Below are 22,027 nucleotides of genomic sequence, written 5' to 3'. Positions count from 1 at the left end.
TTAAAGTCCTTTTACGTTTCTGAGTTACTGAACAGACTCAACAAATTTGATAAATGTCTGATTAAATAATTCAGGTTGTTCAATATTGGAAAGATGTGATGCTTCAATCTCTACCAGCTCACTGCCTTGAATCTGTTGTTGCATAAAGATGCCATCGGCAACTGTGGTGACAGGGTCAAATGCACCTGCAATAATTAAAGTTGGAATGTGAATATTTTTAATTTCAGCAGTTAAATCTGCCTGCGCCAAAGCACGACAAGATTCTGCATAGCCTGCTGCGGGTGTGACTGCTAAAGATTGGATGGTGCGTTGTGCCAAAGCATTATGTTGATAATCAAATCGCTCACTAAACCAACGGCTATGCGTCGTTGTGACTAAATCTGCCAAACCATTTTGTATAACGGCATCAGCACGAGTATTCCAGCCATCTGTTGTCCAAATTTTCGCAGCTGAATTGGCTACGGTAATACTTAAAAAACGATCTGCATGGTAAATACCCAACCATAACGCTGTTATTCCTCCCATCGAAATACCGCAAAAATGCGCTTTTTCAATGTTTAAACCGTTCAGAATATCAATCACATCTTCTGCAAGATTCTGTAGAGTTGTATGCTCAATTACATCACTTTGACCATGACCACGGGTGTCATAAGTCACTACTTTAAACTGCTGTTCAAGAGCAACAACCTGTGGTTGCCACATGTTTTTATCTGTACCCAATGAATTGGAAAATATAATGACAGGTGCATTTTCCTGCCCACTTACGGTGACAGATAAAGTTTTACCTTGACGATTGGTCATTGTGATATTCACTTTGCCTCTCCTTTCGCTTCCTGCAAAACTGCATCAATCTGGTCTTGAATATTGCCTAGATAAGACGCTGGTTTAAAAATTTCTTCGATTTGGTTTACATCAAAGTAAGCTTGCACTTCATCAAGCTCAGTCATTACTTCTTTTAAATGAATGTTTTTTTCTACGGCTGTTTTACATGCAACTTCAACCACATGATGCGCCTGCAAACGTCCAATATGGGGAGCTAAAGCCATCATCATTGCTTCAGCCATAATCAAGCCTTGCGTACAATCCAAATTGCGTTGCATATTTTCAGCATTCACTTGCATTCCTTGTAAAACGTCCAAAGTCCGTTCCAAAGCACCTGCACATAATTGGAAAATTTCAGGCAATGCCAACCATTCCGCATGCCATCCACCTAGACTACGCTCATGCTCTTGCACCATGCTTTGGTACAAGCTCGACATCAGAACTGGAACACGGTTAGCCGCTGCTAAAACCGATGCCGCAGCAACAGGATTACGTTTATGTGGCATGGTTGATGAACCACCACGACCTTTCGCTGTAGGTTCAAATACTTCTGCAATTTCAGTTTGCATCATCAATGACCAATCACGAGCCATTTTGCCCAAACTACCTGTTACCATAGCCAAAACGCTCGCAACTTCGACAATACGATCACGCTCGCCATGCCAAGTGCATGTTGGAACTGAAAGCTGTAATTGTTCAGCAAAGGCTTGAACTACTACCGTTCCTTGATCTTGCAATGATGCTAATGAACCAACAGCACCGCCCAATTGCGCAGTAAAAACTCGCGATTTCATTGCATCAATACGGTTTAAATCACGGTGAAATGCGGAAGCCCAACGTGCTAACTTATGTCCCAAAGTAATCGGCAAAGCCTGTTGTAACCATGTGCGCCCAATCATGACTTGAGAGCGATATTGTTCAGCTTGAGTCAATGCAGTGCGATAACATTGTTGAATCAAAGACTCAATCTGTTGTAATCCAGCACGACATTGCAAAATACATGCAGTATCTAAAATATCCTGACTGGTTGCGCCCCAATGTACATAACGTGCAGCATCTTCATCTTGTTGTTTAACAATGGCTGTGAATTGTTTTACGAACGGAATCGCAATATTCCCCGCCAATCCTGTTGCAACAGCTAAAGCATCAAAATCAATTTGCTCAATAGCAAATTGTGCAGATTGAGAAATCGCTGTTGCAGCTGATTCAGGAATAACACCGACCTGAGCCTGAGCTTGTGCCAAAGCGACTTCAGCTTGAATCATGTATGACACCAAAGCTTGGTCACTGAAAATTTCAGTCACCTCTTTTTGATAAAATAAGCTGGCATATAACTGGCTCATGATTGTTATTCCTTAATTTGCCTTAAACTCTTTCAATAATCATCGCAATGCCTTGCCCAACACCAATACACATCGAACACAAAGCATAAGTCCCACCCGTTTGTTCCAACTGATTCAAAGCCGTCGTCACTAAACGCGCACCCGATGCGCCAAGAGGATGACCGATTGCAATCGCACCACCATTCGGATTCACCTGTGTTGTATCATCCGTTAAACCAAGATCACGCGTCACAGCAAGTGCTTGTGCGGCAAAAGCTTCATTCAACTCAATCACATCCATCTGTTCGATGCTGAGATTGGCTTGTTTAAGCAGCTTTTTGATGGCAGGCGCAGGAGCAAATCCCATAATGCGCGGTTCGATTCCTACAGTTGTGGCTGCAATAATTTTGGCACGCGGTTTGAGTTGGTATTGCTGAATGGCTTCATCCGAAGCAATCAATAAGGCTGCTGCACCATCATTAATTCCTGATGCATTGCCTGCAGTGACTGTTCCATCCGTTTTCACTACACCTTTGAGTTTGTTTAAACCTTCTAGTGTAGTTGATGCACGTGGATGTTCGTCTGTATCCACGATGATCGGGTCACCTTTGCGTTGTGGAATGGTGACTGCAATAATTTCGTGTTTAAAGAAGCCTTGGGCTTGTGCCGCTGCTGTCCGTTGTTGGCTGTTCAAAGCAAATTGGTCTTGATCAGCTCGGTTGATGTTGAATTGTTCTGCTACATTTTCAGCCGTTTGTGGCATGGTATCTACGCCATACATGGCTTTGAGTTTTGGATTGATAAAACGCCAACCCATGGTGGTGTCTTCTATTTTTTGGCTTCGGCCATAAGCTGTTTCTGATTTACCCATCACGTAAGGTGCACGGGACATGCTTTCCACACCACCTGCGATGATCAAGTCTGCTTCGCCTGCTTTAATCGCACGCGCTGCCATCGCAATAGCATCTAAAGATGAACCACATAGGCGATTGACTGTTGTTGCTGGAACTTCAACGGGTAGTCCTGCCAATAGTGCCGACATACGTCCAACATTACGGTTGTCTTCTCCTGCTTGATTGGCACAGCCGTAAATCACGTCATCAACTTGGGTCCAATCAATGCTTGGATTACGTTGCATCAAGGCTTGTATCGGCAATGCACCGAGGTCATCTGCACGAACAGGGGCTAAGCCTCCTGCATAACGGCCGAATGGGGTACGAATCGCGTCAATAATGTAAGCGTTTTTCATTTTTTAATTTTTCCATTTCTACCTCCCTTTGTCCCTCCTGAAAGGAGGGAGATGAACTCTATTTAACGTATTGAACGTTTCCCTCCTCTTAGGAGGGATTCAGGGAGGTCATATTGATTCAAAAGTTAAGCTTGCGTCGCATCCACTAAAGTTGCACCCGTCATTGACTGCAATTCTGCAAAGCTTAGGCCGTCGACTTTTTCAATCACTTTTAAGCCTTCAGGTGTGACATCAATGACACACAGATCGGTGTAGATGCGGTCCACGCATTTCAGACCTGTGGCTGGATAGCTCAGTTCTTTGACGATTTTCGGTTCACCTTTTTTGGTGACATGGTCTGTGGTGATAAAGACTTTCTTTGCACCTACAGCTAAATCCATTGCACCACCCACAGCGGGGATGGCATCGGCCGCACCTGTATGCCAGTTGGCCAAATCACCATTTTCGGCAATTTGAAATGCACCGAGTACCGCAATATCTAAATGACCACCACGCATCATGGCAAAGGAGTCACCATGGTGAAAAAAGCAACCACCTGGTAATAGCGTGACGTATTCTTTACCTGCATTAATCAGTTCGGGATCTTCTTCGCCTTGTGCAGGCGGTGGGCCAAAGGCCAGTAAACCATTTTCAGAATGTAGAAAAACGTCTTTGTCCGCAGGTAGGTAACTGGCAATTTTTGTGGGTAAGCCTATGCCTAAGTTGACATAGGCGCCATCAGGGATATCTTGTGCCACGCGTTGTGCAATTTGATCACGGCTGAGTTTGTTGTAGCTCATGGTTATTCTCCCGATCCAATTATTGTGCAGGTGTCACAGCAACAACATGCTGTACAAAGATGCCTGGTGTAACGATCTGTTCTGGATCGAGTGCGCCGAGTTCAACCACTTCTGTGACTTGGGCAATGGTGATATCGGCTGCCATAGCCATGATCGGACCGAAGTTTCGTGCGGCTTTGCGGTAGATGAGGTTACCCCAACGATCGCCTTGTTGGGCTTTGATCAAGGCAAAGTCGGCTTTGAGTGGGGTTTCGAGGACGTAGTCTTTACCTTGGTAGTTGAGGGTTTGTTTGCCTTCTGCCAGTTGTGTGCCAAAACCTGTTGGGGTGTAGATTGGACCCAATCCCATGCCTGCGGCTTGGATGCGACAGGCTAAGTTGCCTTGGGGGACTAATTCGAGTTCGATTTTGCCTGCACGGTAGAGTTCATCGAAAACCCAAGAGTCGGATTGGCGTGGGAATGAGCAAATCATTTTACGCACTGCGCCGGCTTTGAGGAGTTTGGCAAGGCCATAGTCGCCATTGCCTGCGTTGTTATTGATAATGACGAGGTCTTTGACGCCGAGTTCGATTAAGCCATCGATTAATTCGGCAGGTTGTCCTGCTGTTCCAAAACCGCCAATCATGATGGTGGAACCATCTTGGATCTGGCTGAGTACTTCCTTCATGGATAATGAACTTTTATCGATCATCAGATAACTCCATTGCGCGTCACGCGAATTAGAAAAATCATGGAAACCTAACTTTCTGAGAGATAATTCAACTAAAACAATATTCCCGAGTGCTTTAGTTCGATTTCCTTATTTGTTCATTTTTTATCATTTCCAATCTAAGGGCTAGGTCATTAAGGTATGTTTTGTTCGATGATCGAACAAATTCACTATGTATCGAACAAAACCTGATTATTTCACTCTGATTTCACGTTATAGTGAATCATCAAAACCTCAAATGAATAAAATTCCGAAGGCTGCTTAAAATGGATAAAACATTAAATGAATCTAAAAAAATGATTCAAAATAAAGACAATAAAAAAGTCATACGACACGAAGACTTTGTGGCTGGTATCAGTAAAGGTATGGCGATTTTGGATAGCTTTGGAACAGATCGACATCGGCTGAATATTTCAATGGTTGCAGAACGTACAGGCATGACCCGTGCAGCGGCACGACGGCATTTACTTACACTTGAATATTTAGGTTATTTAGAAACAGATGGTCATTATTTTTATTTAACGCCAAAAATCTTAAAATTTTCAGGATCTTATTTAGGTGGAGCACAACTTCCTAAAATTTCTCAGCCTTTATTGAACTTACTGACCAATCAAACATCTCTTATTTTTTCTGTCATGGTATTGGATAGCTATGAAGCTATTACCATTGCTCGTAGTGCAGCGCATCAACAAACAGATCGTGTTAATCCTTATGGCTTACATTTGGGTAATCGTTTGCCTGCCCATGCGACTTCTGCTGGAAAAATATTATTGGCATATTTAACGCAAAATGAACAACACGAATGGTTAGAAAAATATCCTTTACAGCGTTTAACCAAATATACAATAACGGATAACCACGATTTTCTTGCTTTGTTAGATAAGATTAAGGAACAAGACTGGTGCTATTCTAGTGAAGAACATGAACTCGGCGTACATGCACTGGCTGTACCTATTTATGACCAAAAGTCTAAAGTTGTTGCTGCATTGAATATTGTTTCTCCAACCATGCGAACCACCAAAGAATATTTAGTTCAACATATTTTGCCGTTGTTACAAGAAACAGCGCGAGAATTACGTAATATTTTATAATTATGAGGGAAGAAAATTTATAAATGCATCAACGTTTATAGTTGCTATTTATGTATATTTTCAATAGATAAAACGATCTGATCAGCAAGCTTCGGCAATAACAATGAGGCATTGACTGTTAGAATTAATTCTTAGATTAGCATTTGAAATAAACTGCCTATGACGAACCAATATAATAGTGGACTTGATTCTGTGAAATAAAATACAAGAGTGCAAGTCCACTATTTTATAAACCTCTACAAACTGGTCATTTATAAATTATTGCTTCGCATATGCATTTATAGTCGAAATTAAATCTGTAAATTTCTGTCCTTGAATCACAACATGCTCACGTAATAATGTCGCAGCTTTCGTTTCATCACCACCAATAATGGCTTGAACAATCTCATTATGCTCTGCAAAAGAATTGTTCATTCTGTTGTTTACTCTCAGTTGTAATCTACGATATGGATGTAATCTTTTATGTAGGCTACTGGCTTGTTCAATTAAAAAAGTATTGTGACTCGCTGAATAAATTTGAAAATGAAACTGTCGATTCATTTCATAATAATTTTCCGAATCATTCGATTCTAGATATTCCTCACAGCGTTTATGCAAATGTAATAACTGCACTTTTTCATCTTCTTGAATACGTCTAGCAGCCAAGCGCCCACACATCCCTTCCAACTCAGCCATCACTTCAAACATTTCGCATAAAGTCATCGGGTTAACTTCAGGAACAATTGCGCCTCGTCTTGGGCGAATTTCAACAAGCCCCTCTGCAGCAAGCAGTTTCAAAGCTTCTCGTATAGGTGTTCTAGAAGCACCATAACGTTCACAGAGTTCAGCTTCATCAAGCTTTGTCCCAGGTAAAAAATGCCCAAAGATAATATCATCTTCTATTTTTTTACTGACTTGAATAGATAACGGTAAGTCTTTGATTAAATTCATATCACACCATTTTGTATACAATATTATGTATTTTGAGCACAAAAATATTGCCATTTGAATACATTCTAGATATAACTATAACAAAATATAAGGATGTTTATTACTACTAAATCTCGATCCATGGAGGATAGAAGATGATTATTTACGGTACAGCATTACTCGCAATCTGCCATCTACTTGGCGATTATCTCGGTAATACACTGGGTATTTTACTTGGTGTAAAAGCAAATGTTGGCGGCGTTGCCATTGCCATGATCCTTTTAATTGCCAGCAAGGAGTTACTGGCTAAAAAAGGTTATTTGCCTAAAGTCACTCAATTTGGTGTTTTGTATTGGTCAGGCATGTATATCCCTATCGTTGTAGCGATGTCTGCGGGGCAAAACGTTGTTGCGGCTTTATCTGGTGGCATGGTGGGTCTGATTGTTGCAGTTGGTTCTCTCATTGCAACGGTTTTGGTGATCCGCTGGTTAAACAAATTCAGTAATGACTATGACAGTTTTGAATGGCCTACTGAACAAAAAACACAATCGACTGATGCAACTAAAGCATAAAAGTCACCACTCCTCACATATAAAGGAATTTAGGGAGTTTTTGTATGGACGTTTTAATTCAAGTATTAACCAAAAATGCATTAGTCACGGCACTCGCTGTCACTGGATTGATGATGTTTGTTTCGCAGATTCTTTCAAAATACCTAACTGGAGGTAAATTACAGAGTTCTGCGATTGCAATCACAATGGGCCTTGTCGTTGCCTACTTTGCAGGTGTGTATACCCACGGTACTAAAGGCTTATCCGATATTGCGATTTTCTCAGGTTTTGCACTCCTTGGTGGATCAATGATCCGTGATTTAGCGATTGCATCTACAGCTTTTGAAGTGGATGTAAAAGAAGTTAAAAAAGCGGGCAAGGTTGGACTGATTGCACTGGTTTTAGGTTGTGTTATTCCGTTTATTGTGGGTGCAGGTGTGGCATGGATGATGGGCTATAAAGATCCGATTTCAATGACCACAATCGGCGCAGGTGCCATGACTTATATCGTCGGCCCCATTACAGGTACAGCAATCGGTGCGAGTTCAGAAGTCATTGCTTTGTCCATTGCGATTGGTCTCATCAAGTCGGTCTTTTTCATGGTCGGAACACCACTTCTTGCTAAATTTATGTATTTAAAAAGCCCACGTTCTGCAATGATTTTTGGCGGTATGGCAGGTACAACAAGTGGTACTGCTGCTGGTCTTGCGGGTACAGATGTTCGCCTTGTGCCTTATGGTGCTTTAGTTGCAACCTTTTACACAGGTTTAGGCTGCTTACTGGCTCCCTCGCTCTTTTTCCTGACAGTCAATGCAATTTTCAGTTAAAAATATCAGGTGATTAAATGAATAACATCATCAATAAGCGACTTTGGAATACACAAAAGTCTAGAACGCTTAAAAAGCTTGAACAGGCAAAATTAAAAGGTTTTGAAAAACAGGTCACGCATTCTCGTGTGATAGAACTGCTAGAAACGGTTATTTCCAGTGGAGATAAAGTTTGCCAAGAAGGTAATAACCAAAAGCAGGCAGATTTTTTATCAAAAGCACTGAGTCAGTGTAATCCTGAAGTTTTGCATGATCTGCATATTTTACAATCTGTACTTGCTCTACCGAGTCATTTAGATGTTTTTGAAAAAGGTATTGCATCAAAAGTTGATTTTTCATTTTCAGGACCTCAAAGCCTTCGTTTAGCACAGCTTGTACAACAACAGAAGATTTCTATTGGTTCTATTCATACCTATTTAGAACTTTATGGTCGTTATTTCATTGATCTAACACCAAATGTTTGCTTGATCACAGCACATTCTGCAGATGCTGAAGGTAACTTATACACAGGTGCGAATACCGAAGATACTCCTGCGATTGTAGAAGCCACAGCTTTTAAAAGCGGTATTGTCATTGCGCAAGTGAATGAGTTAGTTGATAAAGTTCCACGTGTCGATATTCCTTCCGATTGGGTTAATTTCTTTATTGTCAGCCCTAAAGAAAACTATATTGAACCGTTATTTACCCGTGATCCAGCGCAAATTACAGAAGTGCAGATCCTTATGGCAATGATGGTGATTAAGGGCATCTATGCACCTTATCAAATTCAACGCTTGAATCATGGTATTGGATTCGATACAGCAGCTATTGAATTATTATTGCCTACTTTTGGTAATGAATTAGGTCTAAAAGGAAAAATTTGTACCAATTGGGCTTTGAATCCACATCCTACTCTCATTCCAGCTATTGAAAGTGGTTTTGTTGAATCAATTCATAGCTTTGGTTCTGAAGTTGGTATGGAAGAATATATCCGTAATCGTTCAGATATTTTCTTTACTGGTGCAGACGGTAGCATGCGTTCAAATCGTGCTTTTTCTCAAACAGCAGGTTTATATGCGTGTGACCTATTTATTGGTTCTACCTTGCAAATGGATTTACAAGGGAATAGTTCCACTGCAACAGTAGACCGTATTGCTGGTTTCGGTGGTGCGCCAAATATGGGTTCTGATCCGCATGGGCGACGCCATTCTAGTTTTGCTTATACCAAAGCAGGCAAAGAAGCTGTTGATGGTAAAGCCATCAAAGGTCGTAAATTAGTTGTACAACTGGTTGAAACATTCCGTGAACATATGCATCCCGTATTTGTAGAAGAGCTTGATGCATGGCAATTACAAGAAAAAATGGGCAGCGACTTCCCTCCAATTATGATTTATGGCGAAGATGTCACTCATGTTGTTACCGAAGAAGGTATTGCCAATCTACTGCTTTGTCGGACGGCTGAAGAACGTGAGCAAGCCATTCGTGGTGTTGCAGGCTACACAGCCATCGGCATGGGACGTGATCATCAAAAAGTAGAAGAACTCCGTAGCAGAGGCATTATTCAACGTCCAGAAGATTTAGGCATTGATCCCTCACAAGCCACTCGTGACCTGCTTGCCGCACAGTCCGTTAAAGATTTAGTGAAATGGTCTGAAGGCATGTATTCCCCTCCAAGCCGCTTTAGAAATTGGTGATTGTTATGGAACAACTGAATTTTTCCCTTCGTTCAAAGCCAACTGAACTGGCACAGCATGACATTATTTGTGGTGTGGTTGGTTCAGGAAACTTAGAAGTTTTTGTTAAGCCTCTAGAAAATACGCAAATGTGCGAGATTTCAGTCAATACCTCTGCAACTGGTTTTGAAAAGATTTGGCATGCTGTACTCACTGAGTTTTGCAATCGACACAATGTTGGCGGACTCAAATTTCAGCTCAATGACATGGGTGCTACACCTGCGGTAGTCAGTTTACGCCTCAGTCAGGCTGTTTCAATGCTGAAGGATGATGAACATGTTTAATATGATTAAAAAAAGCTTTTATGAAAAAACCGCAAGAAATCGTATTTCCAGTCTTGTCGATCAAAGTAGTTTTGCTGAGTTTCTAAAGCCAGGAACTGTTGAACTGAGTCCGAACTTACTTGCCTTAGATATTCCAGGCAGTTTTGATGATGGAGTGATTATTGGTAAAGCCACCATCAATCAAACCCCTGTACATATCATCGCTCAAGAGGGTCAATTCATGGGTGGTGCTGTTGGTGAAATTCACGGCGCGAAGATTGTAGGGCTATTGCTCAAAGCAATTCAGGAAAAATCTTCTGCTGTAATCTTCCTTGCAGATTCAGGTGGTGTACGTCTGCACGAAGCCAATGCAGGACTGATTGCAATTTCTGAAATTATGCGCGCCATGCTAAAAGTGAGAAACGCTGGTATTCCAATTATTACTGTCATTGGTGGGACGTGTGGTGCATTCGGAGGTATGGGGATCAGTGCATGTTTGAGTAGCCATATTATTATGTCTGAAGAAGGTCGTTTGGCGCTTTCAGGACCAGAAGTGATTGAAACAGTGAAAGGTGTGGAAGAATTTGACTCCAAAGACCGTGCCTTAGTCTGGCGAGTGACAGGTGGGAAAAACCGTTATTTACTCGATCATGTACAAGTGCTGACTGAAGATGATACGGATGACATTAGAAATAGCATTATCAATGCCCTATCAATAAAGCCAGAAGCTTTAAATTTAAATACGCTACAACAAAAACAGCAATCTCTGGAACAGCAATACCACCGCTGGTTCGGTCAAAAAGATGGCTTAGACATTTGGAAGGCGATGGGAATTGAAAATGCAGAACAAATTCCAATGCTGAGTGCTGAAGAAGTCATCCAGATTAAAAAAGGAATTCATTATGGAAACTGAAGTTATTTTAAATCAGCTATTCCCTCAGGGACTGAATTACAACATTCAAGGACATTTTATTAAAGGTTCCGCACAAACTTCTGCTGGAAAAGTTCGCATTGTGGGTACAGTAAACTCAGCACCGATCAATCAAGAAATTGCCCTGCAAATTGCAACAGAAGTGTTAGATATCATTGCACAAAATGATCAAAGCCCTGTTGTTTTTATTGTCGATACGCAAGGACAGGCTTTATCTCGCTCAGATGAATTATTGTGCTTAAACAGAACTTTTGCTCACCTTGCCAGCTGTGTAGATTTGCTACGCAGACAAGGACATCCGAACTTAGCAATTATTTTTGGAGAAGCGGTCAGTGGTGGTTTTCTGTCTTATGGACTCATGGCGAATCAAGTCTTTGCTTTGCAAGACAGTCAGGTCAAAGTCATGGATTTAAATGCAATGTCGCGTGTCACAAAAATTCCAGTAGAACGATTGAAAGAACTGTCACAAAGTTCGGCAATTTTTGCTCCAGGCGTACAGAATTTTTACAAAATGGGAGCCATTGCTGAAATTTGGGATGACCTAAGTACTGATCTAATTGGTCAAGCCATTCAAAAGCAGACCTTTCAGATAAATACTTATCTAGATGATGAACGTCGAGAACTTGCTCAACAAAGACAAGGTCGTCATTTGTGCAATGACATTGTTCAGGCTGTATTATCCGCATAAAGGAATCACAAAATGAACCGCCACGATCTGATCTATCTTCAAACAACAGATAAATATCAATTTTTAGATGAATCTCTTTCTCAAGAAGTTCAATCTAAAGTACAGGATATGATTCTGCACAATATTCCGTTTACTGTGTGTAGACAGGAATCTGAAGATTATTTCAAAGTGGCAATCAATTGTATGGTTCAAGGTCAAAAACACCGTGTGGCTTTGGGTTTAACCAAGACACCAAAGTTAAGCCATAGACCACTTCTGTTATCGACCATCCTTGATTTTTTTAATGATCAAACCAGTGCTGAACTGAAAAAATTTATTCGCCGAATCGCTATGCTTTCATGTTCAGTACATGTCTATGGCTCTTATGCAAATCAATTTTTAACCAAAGAACCTTTTGTACGTACGCAATCGGATTTAGATCTGCTGATTCAACTTGAAAATATCAGTGGCTTAAATCCGTTACTTGAAGAAATTATTCAATTCAAACAGCGTATTCCCATCAATATTGATGGAGAAATAAATATAACTGAAACTCAAAATATTTCATTTAATGAACTTATTTTTGCGCTTCAGCATCAACAAGAGCAAGTCATTGTAAAAGAATTACGACACATCAGCCTGCAAAATATTGCTGATATCGGTGGAGGTCAGCTCAATGTATTACAACAGCAACACCATTACCAAGCCTGAATATACCTTAGATCTTGATTATATTGCAGATCAAGTCGATCAATTGGCTTTGTCTGCCCTACAAGATGAAGTAAGCCTTGAGCTTAAACCGGGACTGGTTTGCCCTTCAAGTCGGGGAAGCCATACCGATATGGATTATGCCTTGTTTCTAAAAAGTATTCGCTCTATGCAGAGTTATTATGCGCAGTTGTGTGAACATGGTTTTGCCCAAAATCCATTTCATCGCTTACAGCAAACTGGCATACACTATGAACAGCGTATGCTCAAGGCAACAGGTAATATTAATACCCATAAAGGTGCGATTTTTAATCTCGGCTTTGCTTGCGCAGGCTTAGGTCAATGTCTGAAAAAAAGCCTACCAATACGCACTGAACATATTTGTCAGCAAATTATTGAAAACTGGCAATCTGACTTATTACACAATCTGGCAAGAAATCCATTGAGCCACGGTCAGCAAATGCGCAAAAAATACGGCATTACAGGTGCTATTGAGCAAGTTGCTCACGGTTTTGAAATTATCCAAAATCAAGCATTGCCCTGCTATAAATCGACCCTGCTTGCGACAGGTGATTCCGTTTCAGCATCTATGCAAACCCTGTTATTGCTCATTAGCCAATTATCCGATACCAATATCGTTTGGCGTGGTGGGATGAGTGCGCTTTTTATTGTCCAAGAAATGGCAAAAAAGTTTCTTGATGATGGCGGTGTGTTACAACATGATTGGAAAACCAAATTAAATCATATGAACCAATATTTTACAGCACATCAGTTGAGTCCTGGTGGAAGTGCTGACCTTTTGGGTATTACTTTATTTTTTTATAAGGTGGAACATGAACTTTGTCGTGATCTTTAGTGGACAAGGTCTACAGTCAATTCAGCATATTCAGGAAGTACAAGCAGGTGCTCAAGAATATGCATTGAATATACAACATTTATCCGATCAATTATCAAGCTTAGATGTACAGATAAAACCCGAAACGATTTTTGAAAATCAGTTTGCTCAACCTTTTATATTCACTTTGCAATATTTAAGATGGCAAAAAATTATGACCCAGTTGCCAGAGCCTGAACTGCTTGCAGGCTATTCATTGGGAGAAGCCAGTGCATTTTGTTGTAGTGCGAATATGGACTTTTCTCAATCCCTACAAGTGATTTCAAAACGGGCGGAATTTATGAGCCAGCACAGCCCTGAAAATAGTGGTCTAGTTTCAATACAGGGTTTAAATAGCGAGCAACTTTCACCCTTACTGAAAAGCACCCATACCGAAATTTCAATTAAGCTAAATGAAGCACATTATATTATTGGTGGTACAGATTTCGAGCTGGAACAATTGTTGCAAAGCGCTCAATCTCAAGGCGCTCAAAATGCGAGTAAATTAAAAGTTTCTATTCCCTCACATACCTCTTTTTTAAAAAGAGCTGCAGATGACTTTTCTACATATTTGCATCAACAATCTTTAAATAGAATGAACTTCTCGTTGATCAGTGCCAGTCATGGGCAAAAATATTCATTAACTCAAGATGCTATAGCAATTTTGTCAGCACAAATTGATCATGCACTCAATTGGTATAATTGCATGGAAACCATTCAAGAGTACCAACCCGATGTTATTTTAGAAATAGGTCCAGGTAATGCATTAACCCGCATGATTAACCAAGTGATGCCGAATGTACATGCTCGCAGTATCGATGATTTTAGTAGTATGGATGGAGTGAAAAATTGGATTTCTAAATTTATTTAATAATTTATTTAAATTGTGATTTCAAAAATAGCGATTCTGCTTAAATCTAGCTAAATCGATATTTATCAGGAATATCATTTGATTTAGATTGATTTTATTTTTTAAGAAAATTCGAAATTTCCTCAAAATCATGCTCAACAATTTGACGAGCATTTTCTTCCATACGTCTAAATTGATTGAGAATTTTTTCTCCAAAATCAGTAACCGTTGCACCACCGCCATGCGTTCCACCCTTTTGCGTTTCAACCAAAGGATACAAAAAACTATGGTTCATGGTTTCAACCAATTGCCATGCGCGGCGATAACTCATATTCATGCTTTTCGCTGCTTGTGAAATTGAACCAGAACGGCGGATTCCTTCCAATAACTCAGCCTTACCGGGGCCAAAAGCAATATCTTCTTTGAGTAGCACTCTTAACTGTAATTTTAATTTGACGTCATGCATAAATTTACTCAAACAAGTAGATAGCCTTACAATCGTGGATAAAAAGATATCCATTCAATTTTATTTTTCTATAAAAATTTGCTTTTAAATCATCACGTATATAAAACAAAACCATCACCACGGCAAAAACTCGCCAATGTGAGACCTGATCTTTTTGCCATATTGATCGCCATACTGGTTGGCGCGGAAATACATGCAAGCAGACCAATATTAAGCTGTGCACATTTACGAATCAATTCATAACTTGCCCGACTGGTCATGACTACAAAGCCTTGGCTTACATTACACTGGTTTTCAGCAATATAACCTAATAATTTATCTAGAGCATTATGTCGCCCGACATCTTCAAATAAGGCAATAATTTCTCCAGATTCAACCCATGCAGCGGCATGTGCTCCACCTGTGATTTGAGTAATTTTTTGACGTGTCTTGAGTTGAGAAATGGCTTTGGGAATTTGAGCCAGCCATGACTCAGTAACTTGCGTAGTAATTTGAGGTAAATCAAAATGTAGTTGTTGTAAACTTTCAATACCGCACAAACCACAGCCTGTTCGTCCAACCATCATACGACGATGTTGTTTAAGTGCCATAAATGCTCTGGCAGAGATCGTCATTTCAACTTGGATGCCAAACTCAGTTTCTTGTATTTCTAAAGAATAAAGCTCTTTCAAACTTGTCAAAATACCTTCTGACAAACTAAAACCTTTGGCAAATACTTCAATATCTGCTGGAGTAGCCATCATTACAGCATGCGAAATTCCATTATAAACCAATGCAATAGGGTATTCTTGTACAACAAAATCAGACTGTTCCACGGCTACATTCTGATTTAAACGCTGAATATCAACGCTTTCATATCCCTGAGAATTCAACATCGGCTTCCTTACATCCATTTTGGTTTTATCGAGATTTTTTAGCAGCAATAAAAACTATAAAAATTTCAAACCATTTGATCGTTGGAATGACACTTTGAAAAAATGTCATTCCATAAATCAATACATTCTTACTTTCTAAACAACATACAACCTAATTATGCCTTAGCCTGCTCTTTCTATAATTTCATCCGCATTTTCAGGATCTACTGCTTCTGCTAAATTGAAATGTTCAGGTGCTTGTCCCGCATGTAAAATCACAGGCACACTTTTTGAGGCAGGAATTTTTGCATATTTATCATGGCTACTGAGCGCAACCAATGGATTTGTTTCAGGATAATAAGCAGCCAAACTTCCTCTTGGAATATTGTACGGTACAATACGGAAGCTCTGAACGACACGTTTAACACCATCTGAATAAATACTTTCGATATCCACCCACTGATCTGCGACAAAACCTGCAGCAGCGATATCATCAGCATTCATAAACAATACACGGCGTTGACCATATACACCACGATAACGGTCATCTAGTCCATACAATGTTGTATTGTATTGGTCGTGAGAACGTGTGGTCATCAAGGTATAGACTTTTGCGCCCGTATATTGTTCAGCATATTTATTTTCTTTATCCGCATAGACCTCAGCCAATGGGGTAATTAAAAATTGTGCCTTACCAACTGGCGTATTCCAAACATGCTGATTCGCTGGATGTTCCAAGTGGAAACCACCCGGTTGATATACCCGTGTATTGAAATCATGGAACTCATCAAAAACTTCTTCAATAGAATCGCGAATGCGGTCATAACTTTCCACATACCATTTCCATTTAATATCACTGTTGGGTAAAACTGCAGTTGCTATACGCGCTACGATATCTGGTTCTGATAATAAGTCATTGGAAATAGGTTCATTACGACCTGCAGAAAGATGCACATTACTCATTGAATCTTCAACACTCACCGCTTGCACGCCATGTAACTGCTTATCAATTTCGGTACGCCCCAAACACGGTAAAATAAGTGCTTCTTTACCACAGACCAAATGGCTTCGGTTAAGTTTAGTTGCAATATGTACCGTTAAATTACAACGACGCAATCCTTCTTGTGTGTACGGTGTATCAGGCGTTGCAACGGCAAAATTACCGCCCAAACCGATAAAGACTTTTACATCCCCTTCATACATCGCTTTGATGGTATCGACCACCCCAAAACCATGATGCCGTGGTGATTTGATCCCAAAGACACGATCAATATTGTCGAGTAATTTAGGACTTGGTAATTCATTGATCCCCATTGTCCGATCGCCCTGCACATTACTATGCCCACGAATCGGCGCTAAACCTGCACCTGGACGACCAATATGTCCTCTTGCCAACATTAAGTTTGCAAGCATATGAACATTCGCAGTACCGTGACGATGCTGTGTAATCCCCATGCCCCAACAGAAAATTGCAGTTTTGGCATCGAGATACATCTTAGCTAAAGACTCTAAATGCTCAGGTGAAAGCCCTGTATGTGCATGAATATCTGGCCATGCAGTTCGATCAATTTCTTCCATCATGGCATCAAAGCCAACCGTGTTCATTTCAATAAATGAACGGTCAAACACGCTCTTTTTACCATCAGCAAGTGCTTGTATGTCCCACTCGCGCAAGTGTTTAAGCACACCAAACAGTAAGGCATAGTCGCCCCCCACTTTCGGCTGGAAATAATAGCGACTAATTGGTGTACTACCATTGGTCATCATTTCAACAGGCGCTTGTGGGTCTTGAAAGCGTTCTAATCCACGTTCTTTCAATGGGTTAATCGCAACAATATTACCACCACGACGTGAAACTTCACGTAAAGTACCTAACATACGTGGATGATTGGTCCCCGGATTGTGACCAAAACTGAAGATCGCATCTGCGATATCAAAATCTTCTAAGGTTACAGTCCCCTTACCGAGTCCAATCGAATCAAGTAAGCCCACACTGGTGGTTTCATGACACATATTTGAACAATCAGGGAAATTATTGGTTCCATATTCGCGAACAAAGAGTTGGTAAAGGAAAGCAGCTTCATTACTGGTACGACCAGAGGTATAAAATGCAGCTTGATTTGGATCATCCAAAGCTTGCAAATGTTTAGCAATCAGCTTAAAAGCTTCATCCCATGAAATCGGCGTATATTTATCTGATACTGGGTCATAACGCATTGGATCAGTCAATCGACCTGAATCTTCAAGGAAGAAATCACTTTGTTCGGATAACCAACTGACAGTATGTGTAGCAAAAAATTCAGGCGTTACTCGTTTTGACGTTGCTTCAAATGCAACTGCTTTGGCACCGTTTTCACAAAAGTTAAAAGCATGTGCATCTTTCTTTTCAGGCCATGCACATCCCGGACAATCGAAACCCGTCGGTTGGTTAATATTGAGGAGCGTAATCGCCCCTTTTTTAAAGACTTCTTGTCGTTTTAAATTTCTTGCAACACTTAATAAAGCGCCCCAACCACCAGCAGGATGAGTATAAGGTTCTATTCGTGCATAACTTGGCTGATCATCGTTATGCTTTTGATCCTCAACATTTTCCATATTCCAGCCCTCTGCGTCAGTTTTTCCATAAAAAGATGCGTATTACTTAATCCAATATAACTTACTTATTGTTCAAAATTGATTGCAATAACAATTAAAAAACATATATATAACGCATACAATTAAACCATCGTTTAAGTTACTTAATGCTGTTTCATTGCACCTTTTTCAAAAAATAAGCCTTATTTATTTCAAATATCCTCTCTTTTTTATGAGATTTCAATTGTAAATTGATCATGAGAATTTTGAATAATAAAACAATCACAGAATATATTTTTAATGTGAAACATAACTTAAAATAAACAACACTGCGTTCACAAAACCTGAATGGTTAAGTTGATATTTAAAATAAAACGACTCATACTGCTTTATATATGACCTTATCCTGTGATTAAACAAGGTAAATTATGACTATGGACGGCTCGATTAAAGCATTAAAAACACCTGAAATGCCGCTCATCACCAATGCAGCAACGCAGTTGGTCGATCAATTTGGTCGTCATAAACATAAACTCAGAATATCACTAACAGACCGTTGTAATTTTCGTTGTAGTTATTGCATGCCAGATAAACCTGAATGGTTGGCGAAAAAAGATATTTTAAGCTTTGAAGAATTATTAAAATTTTGTGAAGTCATGGTGCAATTGGGGATTCAACATATCCGTTTAACGGGCGGAGAACCGTTAATGCGTCAAGGCGTTGTGAACTTTATTCACGATCTTAATCGGCTAAAAGCACATGGCTTAAAACGTATTTCCATGACAAGCAATGCTTTCTATTTAAAAAAATATGCACAAGAATTAAAACAAGCAGGTTTAGATGACCTGAACATTAGTTTGGATAGTATCCAAGCAGATACATTTAAAAGTATGACCAAACGCCCACTTGAACCCGTATTACAAGGCATTGCTGCGGCGCAACAGGTCGGTATTCCAATTAAATTAAATTGTGTTTTGGTCGCAGGTAAAAATGATCATGAAATTGTTGAACTGACCCAGTGGGCGTATCAACAGAATATAGAATTACGTTTTATTGAATATATGCCCTTAGATCAGCCTGAACACTGGCAACCTGAAAAAGTGATTACTGAAGATGAAATTATTCAAAAACTTAGTGCTCATTTCCAAATAGAAAAACAACAAAGGCAACATGATCCTGCGACGATTTACCGACTTAATGATCACTATAAATTAGGCATCATTTCTACGATTAGCAAACCTTTTTGTCAAACCTGCAATCGTTTACGTTTAACTGCAACAGGTGAGCTATTTACTTGTTTATTTGCTAATTCAGGAACACCTTTGCGCAACTTGCTTCAGCAAAAAGACTCCTCTTTACTGACATCTACGATTATGGATGCTGTATGGCATAAAAAAGCAGGGTTTATTGCTCATCAGCAAGCACCTTCGCGTAAGATCAGTATGCATGCCATAGGTGGTTAATGAGTTGGGGAAGTTATTTTTAAATTTTGTCAGTCTTTCAGCTGTATCATCATTTATTTTTATGTTATCTAAATAAGAAATTATTTTTCCTCTGATCAAAGCGTTTACTGTAGGTCAGTCCCTTTATTTTCGGAATATTCTATGAAAAATGTTGGCATGAAGCCAGAAAGCTATCGAATTGCAACTGCAACTTCTGAACTGCTTGCACCAGCACATTGTTTACAACTTCTTGCGGATGGCAATACCGAAAAAGGTGATGCGTTGAAAACAGCACGAATTGCTGGAATTTTGGCAGCAAAACGTACCGATGAACTGATCCCACTTTGCCACCCTTTACCCATTTATCGTGCTGATGTTGATTTTGAATTACTGACTGATCGTGTGGTTATTCAAGCAACAGTTGAAACCATTGCACCTACTGGTGTGGAAATGGAAGCACTGACTGCAGCCAGTCTTGCAGCATTGACGATTTACGACATGCTCAAACCACATTGTGAACCCCATGAACTGATTATTCAGCAATGTAAATTAGACCTGAAAAAAGGTGGAAAATCACACTACAAACGCCATTTACGTCAACCTGTTTCAGCAGCAGTATTGGTGCTCTCTGATACTGTTGCAGCAGGTCGAAAACCAGATACAGCAGGACGTTCAGTGGTAGATACTTTGACCGAAGCCGGTTTTGACCCGATTCATTATCAAATTTTGCCAGACGAAGCAGACCAGTTAAAAGAATTGGTCTTAAAACTCACTGAATCCTATGCTTGTATTATCACAGTAGGTGGAACGGGTATTGGTAAGCGTGACATTACTGTAGATACTTTACAGCCGTTGTTAGAACGAGAGTTAAACGGTTTGATGGAAGCTGCCCGTGCATTTGGACAAAGACGCACCCCTTATGCAGCGATGTCTCGTGGCGTTGCAGGCTTTATTGATCGCTCACTGGTGATCACCCTACCGGGAAGTCGTGGTGGAGCAAGTGAATCTATGGCGGCGATTTTACCTGCTTTGGTACATATTTTTGATGTATGCCGAGATCTACCTCATCCCGGAGGTTATGAATGAGTTGTTCAGGTATCGGTTTGATTACAGTTGATCAAGCACTTGCACACTATAGTTCAGTCAAAACATTGTCTACTACTTCCCTGCCTTTAATTCAGGCACATCAGCATGTTCTAGCCACAGATGTACAATCAACGGTTTCACTCCCATTGTTTACTCAAAGCGCTGTCGATGGTTATGCCTTGAGAAGTGAAGATTTACTCGCTGGTATCACTAAGTTTGAACTAGTCGGAGAAATCCGTGCAGGTATTGCAGAACATATAGAAATTCAATCAGGTCAAACTGTGCGTATTTTTACAGGTGGAAGACTTCCCGATTCAGCAGATACTGTTGCAAGACAGGAAATCATCACTCGTACAGACAATCAGGCTATTTTAAATCAAGCTTTAGAAAAAGGGACAGACATTCGTTACCAAGGCGAAGAACTCTCTGTCGGGACAATACTTGCACATAAAGGTCAGCGTTTAGGTAGTGGTTTAATCGCAGCGTTGAGTATGGCAGGCGTGCAGGAAGTACAAGTTTATCAACAACCTAAAATTGCTGTGTTGATTACAGGTGATGAAGTCAGCACCCAACTTGATAATGAATCTAAAGTTTTCGATGCAAATGCACCAATGATTTTAACGTGGCTAAATGAACAAGGCATAACTGATGTACATTTAGAACATGTGATTGATGATGAAGATATGCTCACTCAAGCATTATCCAATGCAATGAATCATTATGATCTCGTCATTACCACAGGTGGCGTTTCTGTTGGAGATTATGATCTGATTCGACCTATTTCTATGACTTTGGGTGCAAAAGAAATCTTCTGGCAAGTTGCTCAAAAACCGGGTAAACCGCTTTATTTTGCAGAATATCAACAAGACGATCACCACGCTTATCTAATTGGTTTACCAGGTAATCCAGCGGCTGTTCTGACTTGTCTGGCTGTACATGTATCAACCTTAATGGCAGCATTACAAGGCATAGATTCACCTGCACCAGCTTGGAAAAAAGCTCGATTCGCAGAAACAGTCAAACAAGACAGTCGTGAACAATTATTGAGAATGGTGGTTCATGTAGATGATTACGGTCAATTGACCGTTTCTAAACTAGCAAAACAACAATCACACATGCTCAGTAATTTGAATCGAGCCAATGCCATTGTTCGTATTCCAGCTAAATCTGACACAGCAGTGTCATTTGACTATGTCGATTTTATTACGATTTGAAGACAGATTGATTGCTATTTGAAGGCGGATTGATTGTTACAACTGAAGTATTCTGCATTGCATTATGGATGGTCACATTCATATCTTGCTCTATTTTGAGCCAATGCAGATGCTTCAAAATAAATCA

The 22,027-nt window shown here is 40.2% G+C and carries 22 protein-coding genes; 13 read left to right on the top strand and 9 right to left on the bottom strand.

All coding sequences use genetic code 11. The features are described 5' to 3' along the window. Positions 1-24: 24 nt before the first annotated feature. The 5 genes from pcaD to GGG_RS0108945 form a co-directional block, all read right to left on the bottom strand. Positions 25-813: a 3-oxoadipate enol-lactonase gene (gene pcaD / locus GGG_RS0108965; protein WP_010114030.1), complete on the bottom strand. Its 789-nt coding sequence runs from the start codon at positions 811-813 to the stop codon at positions 25-27. Beyond that, positions 810-2,165: a 3-carboxy-cis,cis-muconate cycloisomerase gene (locus GGG_RS0108960; protein ID WP_010114029.1), complete on the bottom strand. Its 1,356-nt coding sequence runs from the start codon at positions 2,163-2,165 to the stop codon at positions 810-812. Before GGG_RS0108960 ends, pcaD begins: the two co-directional genes overlap by 4 nt. Positions 2,166-2,187: 22 nt before the next feature. Next, complete coding sequence (gene pcaF / locus GGG_RS0108955) at positions 2,188-3,393, bottom strand: 3-oxoadipyl-CoA thiolase (protein ID WP_010114028.1); 1,206 nt, start codon at positions 3,391-3,393, stop codon at positions 2,188-2,190. Between the two features lie 125 nt (positions 3,394-3,518). Continuing rightward, positions 3,519-4,172, bottom strand: a complete 654-nt coding sequence (locus GGG_RS0108950; protein ID WP_010114026.1) for a 3-oxoacid CoA-transferase subunit B — start codon at positions 4,170-4,172, stop codon at positions 3,519-3,521. 19 nt (positions 4,173-4,191) lie between these two features. Beyond that, positions 4,192-4,863 carry a 3-oxoacid CoA-transferase subunit A gene (locus tag GGG_RS0108945; RefSeq protein ID WP_010111229.1) on the bottom strand — a complete coding sequence of 224 codons (672 nt, stop codon included), beginning with the start codon at positions 4,861-4,863 and terminating at the stop codon, positions 4,192-4,194. Between the two features lie 284 nt (positions 4,864-5,147). Between GGG_RS0108945 and pcaU the strand changes: the two genes are divergently transcribed. Continuing rightward, positions 5,148-5,972, top strand: coding sequence for an IclR family transcriptional regulator PcaU (gene pcaU / locus GGG_RS0108940; RefSeq protein ID WP_010114024.1), 825 nt, complete (start codon positions 5,148-5,150; stop codon positions 5,970-5,972). 258 nt (positions 5,973-6,230) lie between these two features. Here the strand turns inward: pcaU and GGG_RS0108935 are convergent, their stop codons facing one another. Further along, a complete protein-coding gene (locus tag GGG_RS0108935) occupies positions 6,231-6,902 on the bottom strand; it encodes a GntR family transcriptional regulator (protein ID WP_010114022.1) in 672 nt (223 codons plus the stop codon). Between the two features lie 134 nt (positions 6,903-7,036). On the opposite strand from GGG_RS0108935, the gene madL reads away from it, so the two are divergent. From madL to GGG_RS0108890, 9 genes are read left to right on the top strand one after another with little or no spacing between them, the layout of a single operon-like run. Further along, the gene (gene madL, locus GGG_RS0108930) at positions 7,037-7,453 is read left to right on the top strand and encodes a malonate transporter subunit MadL (RefSeq protein ID WP_010114020.1); all 417 of its coding nucleotides are present in this window, start codon (positions 7,037-7,039) and stop codon (positions 7,451-7,453) included. Positions 7,454-7,497: 44 nt separating this feature from the next. After that, entirely contained in the window at positions 7,498-8,259 is a 762-nt protein-coding gene (gene madM / locus GGG_RS0108925; RefSeq protein ID WP_010114018.1) for a malonate transporter subunit MadM, read from the top strand. A gap of 17 nt (positions 8,260-8,276) precedes the next feature. Next, entirely contained in the window at positions 8,277-9,932 is a 1,656-nt protein-coding gene (gene mdcA / locus GGG_RS0108920) for a malonate decarboxylase subunit alpha (protein WP_010114016.1), read from the top strand. 5 nt (positions 9,933-9,937) lie between these two features. Then, positions 9,938-10,255, top strand: a complete 318-nt coding sequence (mdcC, locus tag GGG_RS0108915) for a malonate decarboxylase acyl carrier protein (protein WP_010114014.1) — start codon at positions 9,938-9,940, stop codon at positions 10,253-10,255. Then, entirely contained in the window at positions 10,248-11,147 is a 900-nt protein-coding gene (locus GGG_RS0108910) for a biotin-independent malonate decarboxylase subunit beta (protein WP_010114012.1), read from the top strand. The genes mdcC and GGG_RS0108910 overlap by 8 nt, the downstream gene beginning before the upstream one ends. Beyond that, positions 11,137-11,853: a biotin-independent malonate decarboxylase subunit gamma gene (gene mdcE, locus GGG_RS0108905; RefSeq protein ID WP_010114010.1), complete on the top strand. Its 717-nt coding sequence runs from the start codon at positions 11,137-11,139 to the stop codon at positions 11,851-11,853. The genes GGG_RS0108910 and mdcE overlap by 11 nt, the downstream gene beginning before the upstream one ends. A 12-nt stretch (positions 11,854-11,865) precedes the next feature. Further along, positions 11,866-12,543, top strand: a complete 678-nt coding sequence (gene mdcG, locus GGG_RS0108900) for a malonate decarboxylase holo-[acyl-carrier-protein] synthase (protein WP_010114008.1) — start codon at positions 11,866-11,868, stop codon at positions 12,541-12,543. After that, positions 12,509-13,396 carry a triphosphoribosyl-dephospho-CoA synthase MdcB gene (gene mdcB / locus GGG_RS0108895; protein ID WP_010114007.1) on the top strand — a complete coding sequence of 296 codons (888 nt, stop codon included), beginning with the start codon at positions 12,509-12,511 and terminating at the stop codon, positions 13,394-13,396. The genes mdcG and mdcB overlap by 35 nt, the downstream gene beginning before the upstream one ends. Further along, on the top strand, positions 13,374-14,285 hold the full coding sequence (locus tag GGG_RS0108890) for a malonate decarboxylase subunit epsilon (protein ID WP_010114006.1): 912 nt from the start codon (positions 13,374-13,376) through the stop codon (positions 14,283-14,285). Before mdcB ends, GGG_RS0108890 begins: the two co-directional genes overlap by 23 nt. A gap of 94 nt (positions 14,286-14,379) precedes the next feature. Here the strand turns inward: GGG_RS0108890 and GGG_RS0108885 are convergent, their stop codons facing one another. The 3 genes from GGG_RS0108885 to GGG_RS0108875 all read right to left on the bottom strand — a co-directional run bounded on the left by GGG_RS0108885 (position 14,380) and on the right by GGG_RS0108875 (position 18,179). Further along, positions 14,380-14,730 carry a winged helix-turn-helix domain-containing protein gene (locus GGG_RS0108885; RefSeq protein WP_010114005.1) on the bottom strand — a complete coding sequence of 117 codons (351 nt, stop codon included), beginning with the start codon at positions 14,728-14,730 and terminating at the stop codon, positions 14,380-14,382. A 92-nt stretch (positions 14,731-14,822) separates the two neighbouring features. Beyond that, entirely contained in the window at positions 14,823-15,623 is an 801-nt protein-coding gene (gene fdhD / locus GGG_RS0108880) for a formate dehydrogenase accessory sulfurtransferase FdhD (protein WP_029574513.1), read from the bottom strand. A gap of 144 nt (positions 15,624-15,767) precedes the next feature. Further along, complete coding sequence (locus GGG_RS0108875; RefSeq protein ID WP_010114000.1) at positions 15,768-18,179, bottom strand: FdhF/YdeP family oxidoreductase; 2,412 nt, start codon at positions 18,177-18,179, stop codon at positions 15,768-15,770. Between the two features lie 449 nt (positions 18,180-18,628). Between GGG_RS0108875 and moaA the strand changes: the two genes are divergently transcribed. The 3 genes from moaA to GGG_RS0108860 all read left to right on the top strand — a co-directional run bounded on the left by moaA (position 18,629) and on the right by GGG_RS0108860 (position 21,900). Beyond that, entirely contained in the window at positions 18,629-19,621 is a 993-nt protein-coding gene (gene moaA / locus GGG_RS0108870) for a GTP 3',8-cyclase MoaA (RefSeq protein ID WP_029574512.1), read from the top strand. 141 nt (positions 19,622-19,762) lie between these two features. Next, on the top strand, positions 19,763-20,686 hold the full coding sequence (gene moaCB / locus GGG_RS0108865) for a bifunctional molybdenum cofactor biosynthesis protein MoaC/MoaB (protein WP_010113996.1): 924 nt from the start codon (positions 19,763-19,765) through the stop codon (positions 20,684-20,686). After that, positions 20,683-21,900 carry a molybdopterin molybdotransferase MoeA gene (locus tag GGG_RS0108860; protein WP_010113995.1) on the top strand — a complete coding sequence of 406 codons (1,218 nt, stop codon included), beginning with the start codon at positions 20,683-20,685 and terminating at the stop codon, positions 21,898-21,900. The genes moaCB and GGG_RS0108860 overlap by 4 nt, the downstream gene beginning before the upstream one ends. Positions 21,901-22,027: the final 127 nt, after the last annotated feature.

Origin of the sequence: Acinetobacter sp. P8-3-8, assembly GCF_000214135.1 — a bacterium.
Taxonomy (GTDB): Bacteria; Pseudomonadota; Gammaproteobacteria; order Pseudomonadales; family Moraxellaceae; genus Acinetobacter.
The sequence above is the reverse complement of the archived record's forward strand: the minus strand, read 5'-3'. Positions and strand labels throughout refer to the sequence as shown.

Excerpts from the sequence above, each read along its gene's own strand:
- fdhD (WP_029574513.1), bottom strand. The coding sequence starts at position 15,623 with ATGGATGTAAGGAAGCCGATGTTGAATTCTCAGGGATATGAAAGCGTT.
- GGG_RS0108950 (WP_010114026.1), bottom strand. The coding sequence starts at position 4,172 with ATGAGCTACAACAAACTCAGCCGTGATCAAATTGCACAACGCGTGGCA.
- mdcA (WP_010114016.1), top strand. The coding sequence starts at position 8,277 with ATGAATAACATCATCAATAAGCGACTTTGGAATACACAAAAGTCTAGA.
- GGG_RS0108945 (WP_010111229.1), bottom strand. The coding sequence starts at position 4,863 with ATGATCGATAAAAGTTCATTATCCATGAAGGAAGTACTCAGCCAGATC.
- mdcC (WP_010114014.1), top strand. The coding sequence starts at position 9,938 with ATGGAACAACTGAATTTTTCCCTTCGTTCAAAGCCAACTGAACTGGCA.
- madM (WP_010114018.1), top strand. The coding sequence starts at position 7,498 with ATGGACGTTTTAATTCAAGTATTAACCAAAAATGCATTAGTCACGGCA.
- mdcG (WP_010114008.1), top strand. The coding sequence starts at position 11,866 with ATGAACCGCCACGATCTGATCTATCTTCAAACAACAGATAAATATCAA.
- GGG_RS0108885 (WP_010114005.1), bottom strand. The coding sequence starts at position 14,730 with ATGCATGACGTCAAATTAAAATTACAGTTAAGAGTGCTACTCAAAGAA.
- GGG_RS0108910 (WP_010114012.1), top strand. The coding sequence starts at position 10,248 with ATGTTTAATATGATTAAAAAAAGCTTTTATGAAAAAACCGCAAGAAAT.
- pcaU (WP_010114024.1), top strand. The coding sequence starts at position 5,148 with ATGGATAAAACATTAAATGAATCTAAAAAAATGATTCAAAATAAAGAC.
- madL (WP_010114020.1), top strand. The coding sequence starts at position 7,037 with ATGATTATTTACGGTACAGCATTACTCGCAATCTGCCATCTACTTGGC.
- GGG_RS0108860 (WP_010113995.1), top strand. The coding sequence starts at position 20,683 with ATGAGTTGTTCAGGTATCGGTTTGATTACAGTTGATCAAGCACTTGCA.
- GGG_RS0108935 (WP_010114022.1), bottom strand. The coding sequence starts at position 6,902 with ATGAATTTAATCAAAGACTTACCGTTATCTATTCAAGTCAGTAAAAAA.
- GGG_RS0108875 (WP_010114000.1), bottom strand. The coding sequence starts at position 18,179 with ATGGAAAATGTTGAGGATCAAAAGCATAACGATGATCAGCCAAGTTAT.
- GGG_RS0108960 (WP_010114029.1), bottom strand. The coding sequence starts at position 2,165 with ATGAGCCAGTTATATGCCAGCTTATTTTATCAAAAAGAGGTGACTGAA.
- mdcB (WP_010114007.1), top strand. The coding sequence starts at position 12,509 with ATGTATTACAACAGCAACACCATTACCAAGCCTGAATATACCTTAGAT.
- GGG_RS0108890 (WP_010114006.1), top strand. The coding sequence starts at position 13,374 with ATGAACTTTGTCGTGATCTTTAGTGGACAAGGTCTACAGTCAATTCAG.
- mdcE (WP_010114010.1), top strand. The coding sequence starts at position 11,137 with ATGGAAACTGAAGTTATTTTAAATCAGCTATTCCCTCAGGGACTGAAT.
- moaCB (WP_010113996.1), top strand. The coding sequence starts at position 19,763 with ATGAAAAATGTTGGCATGAAGCCAGAAAGCTATCGAATTGCAACTGCA.
- moaA (WP_029574512.1), top strand. The coding sequence starts at position 18,629 with ATGCCGCTCATCACCAATGCAGCAACGCAGTTGGTCGATCAATTTGGT.
- pcaF (WP_010114028.1), bottom strand. The coding sequence starts at position 3,393 with ATGAAAAACGCTTACATTATTGACGCGATTCGTACCCCATTCGGCCGT.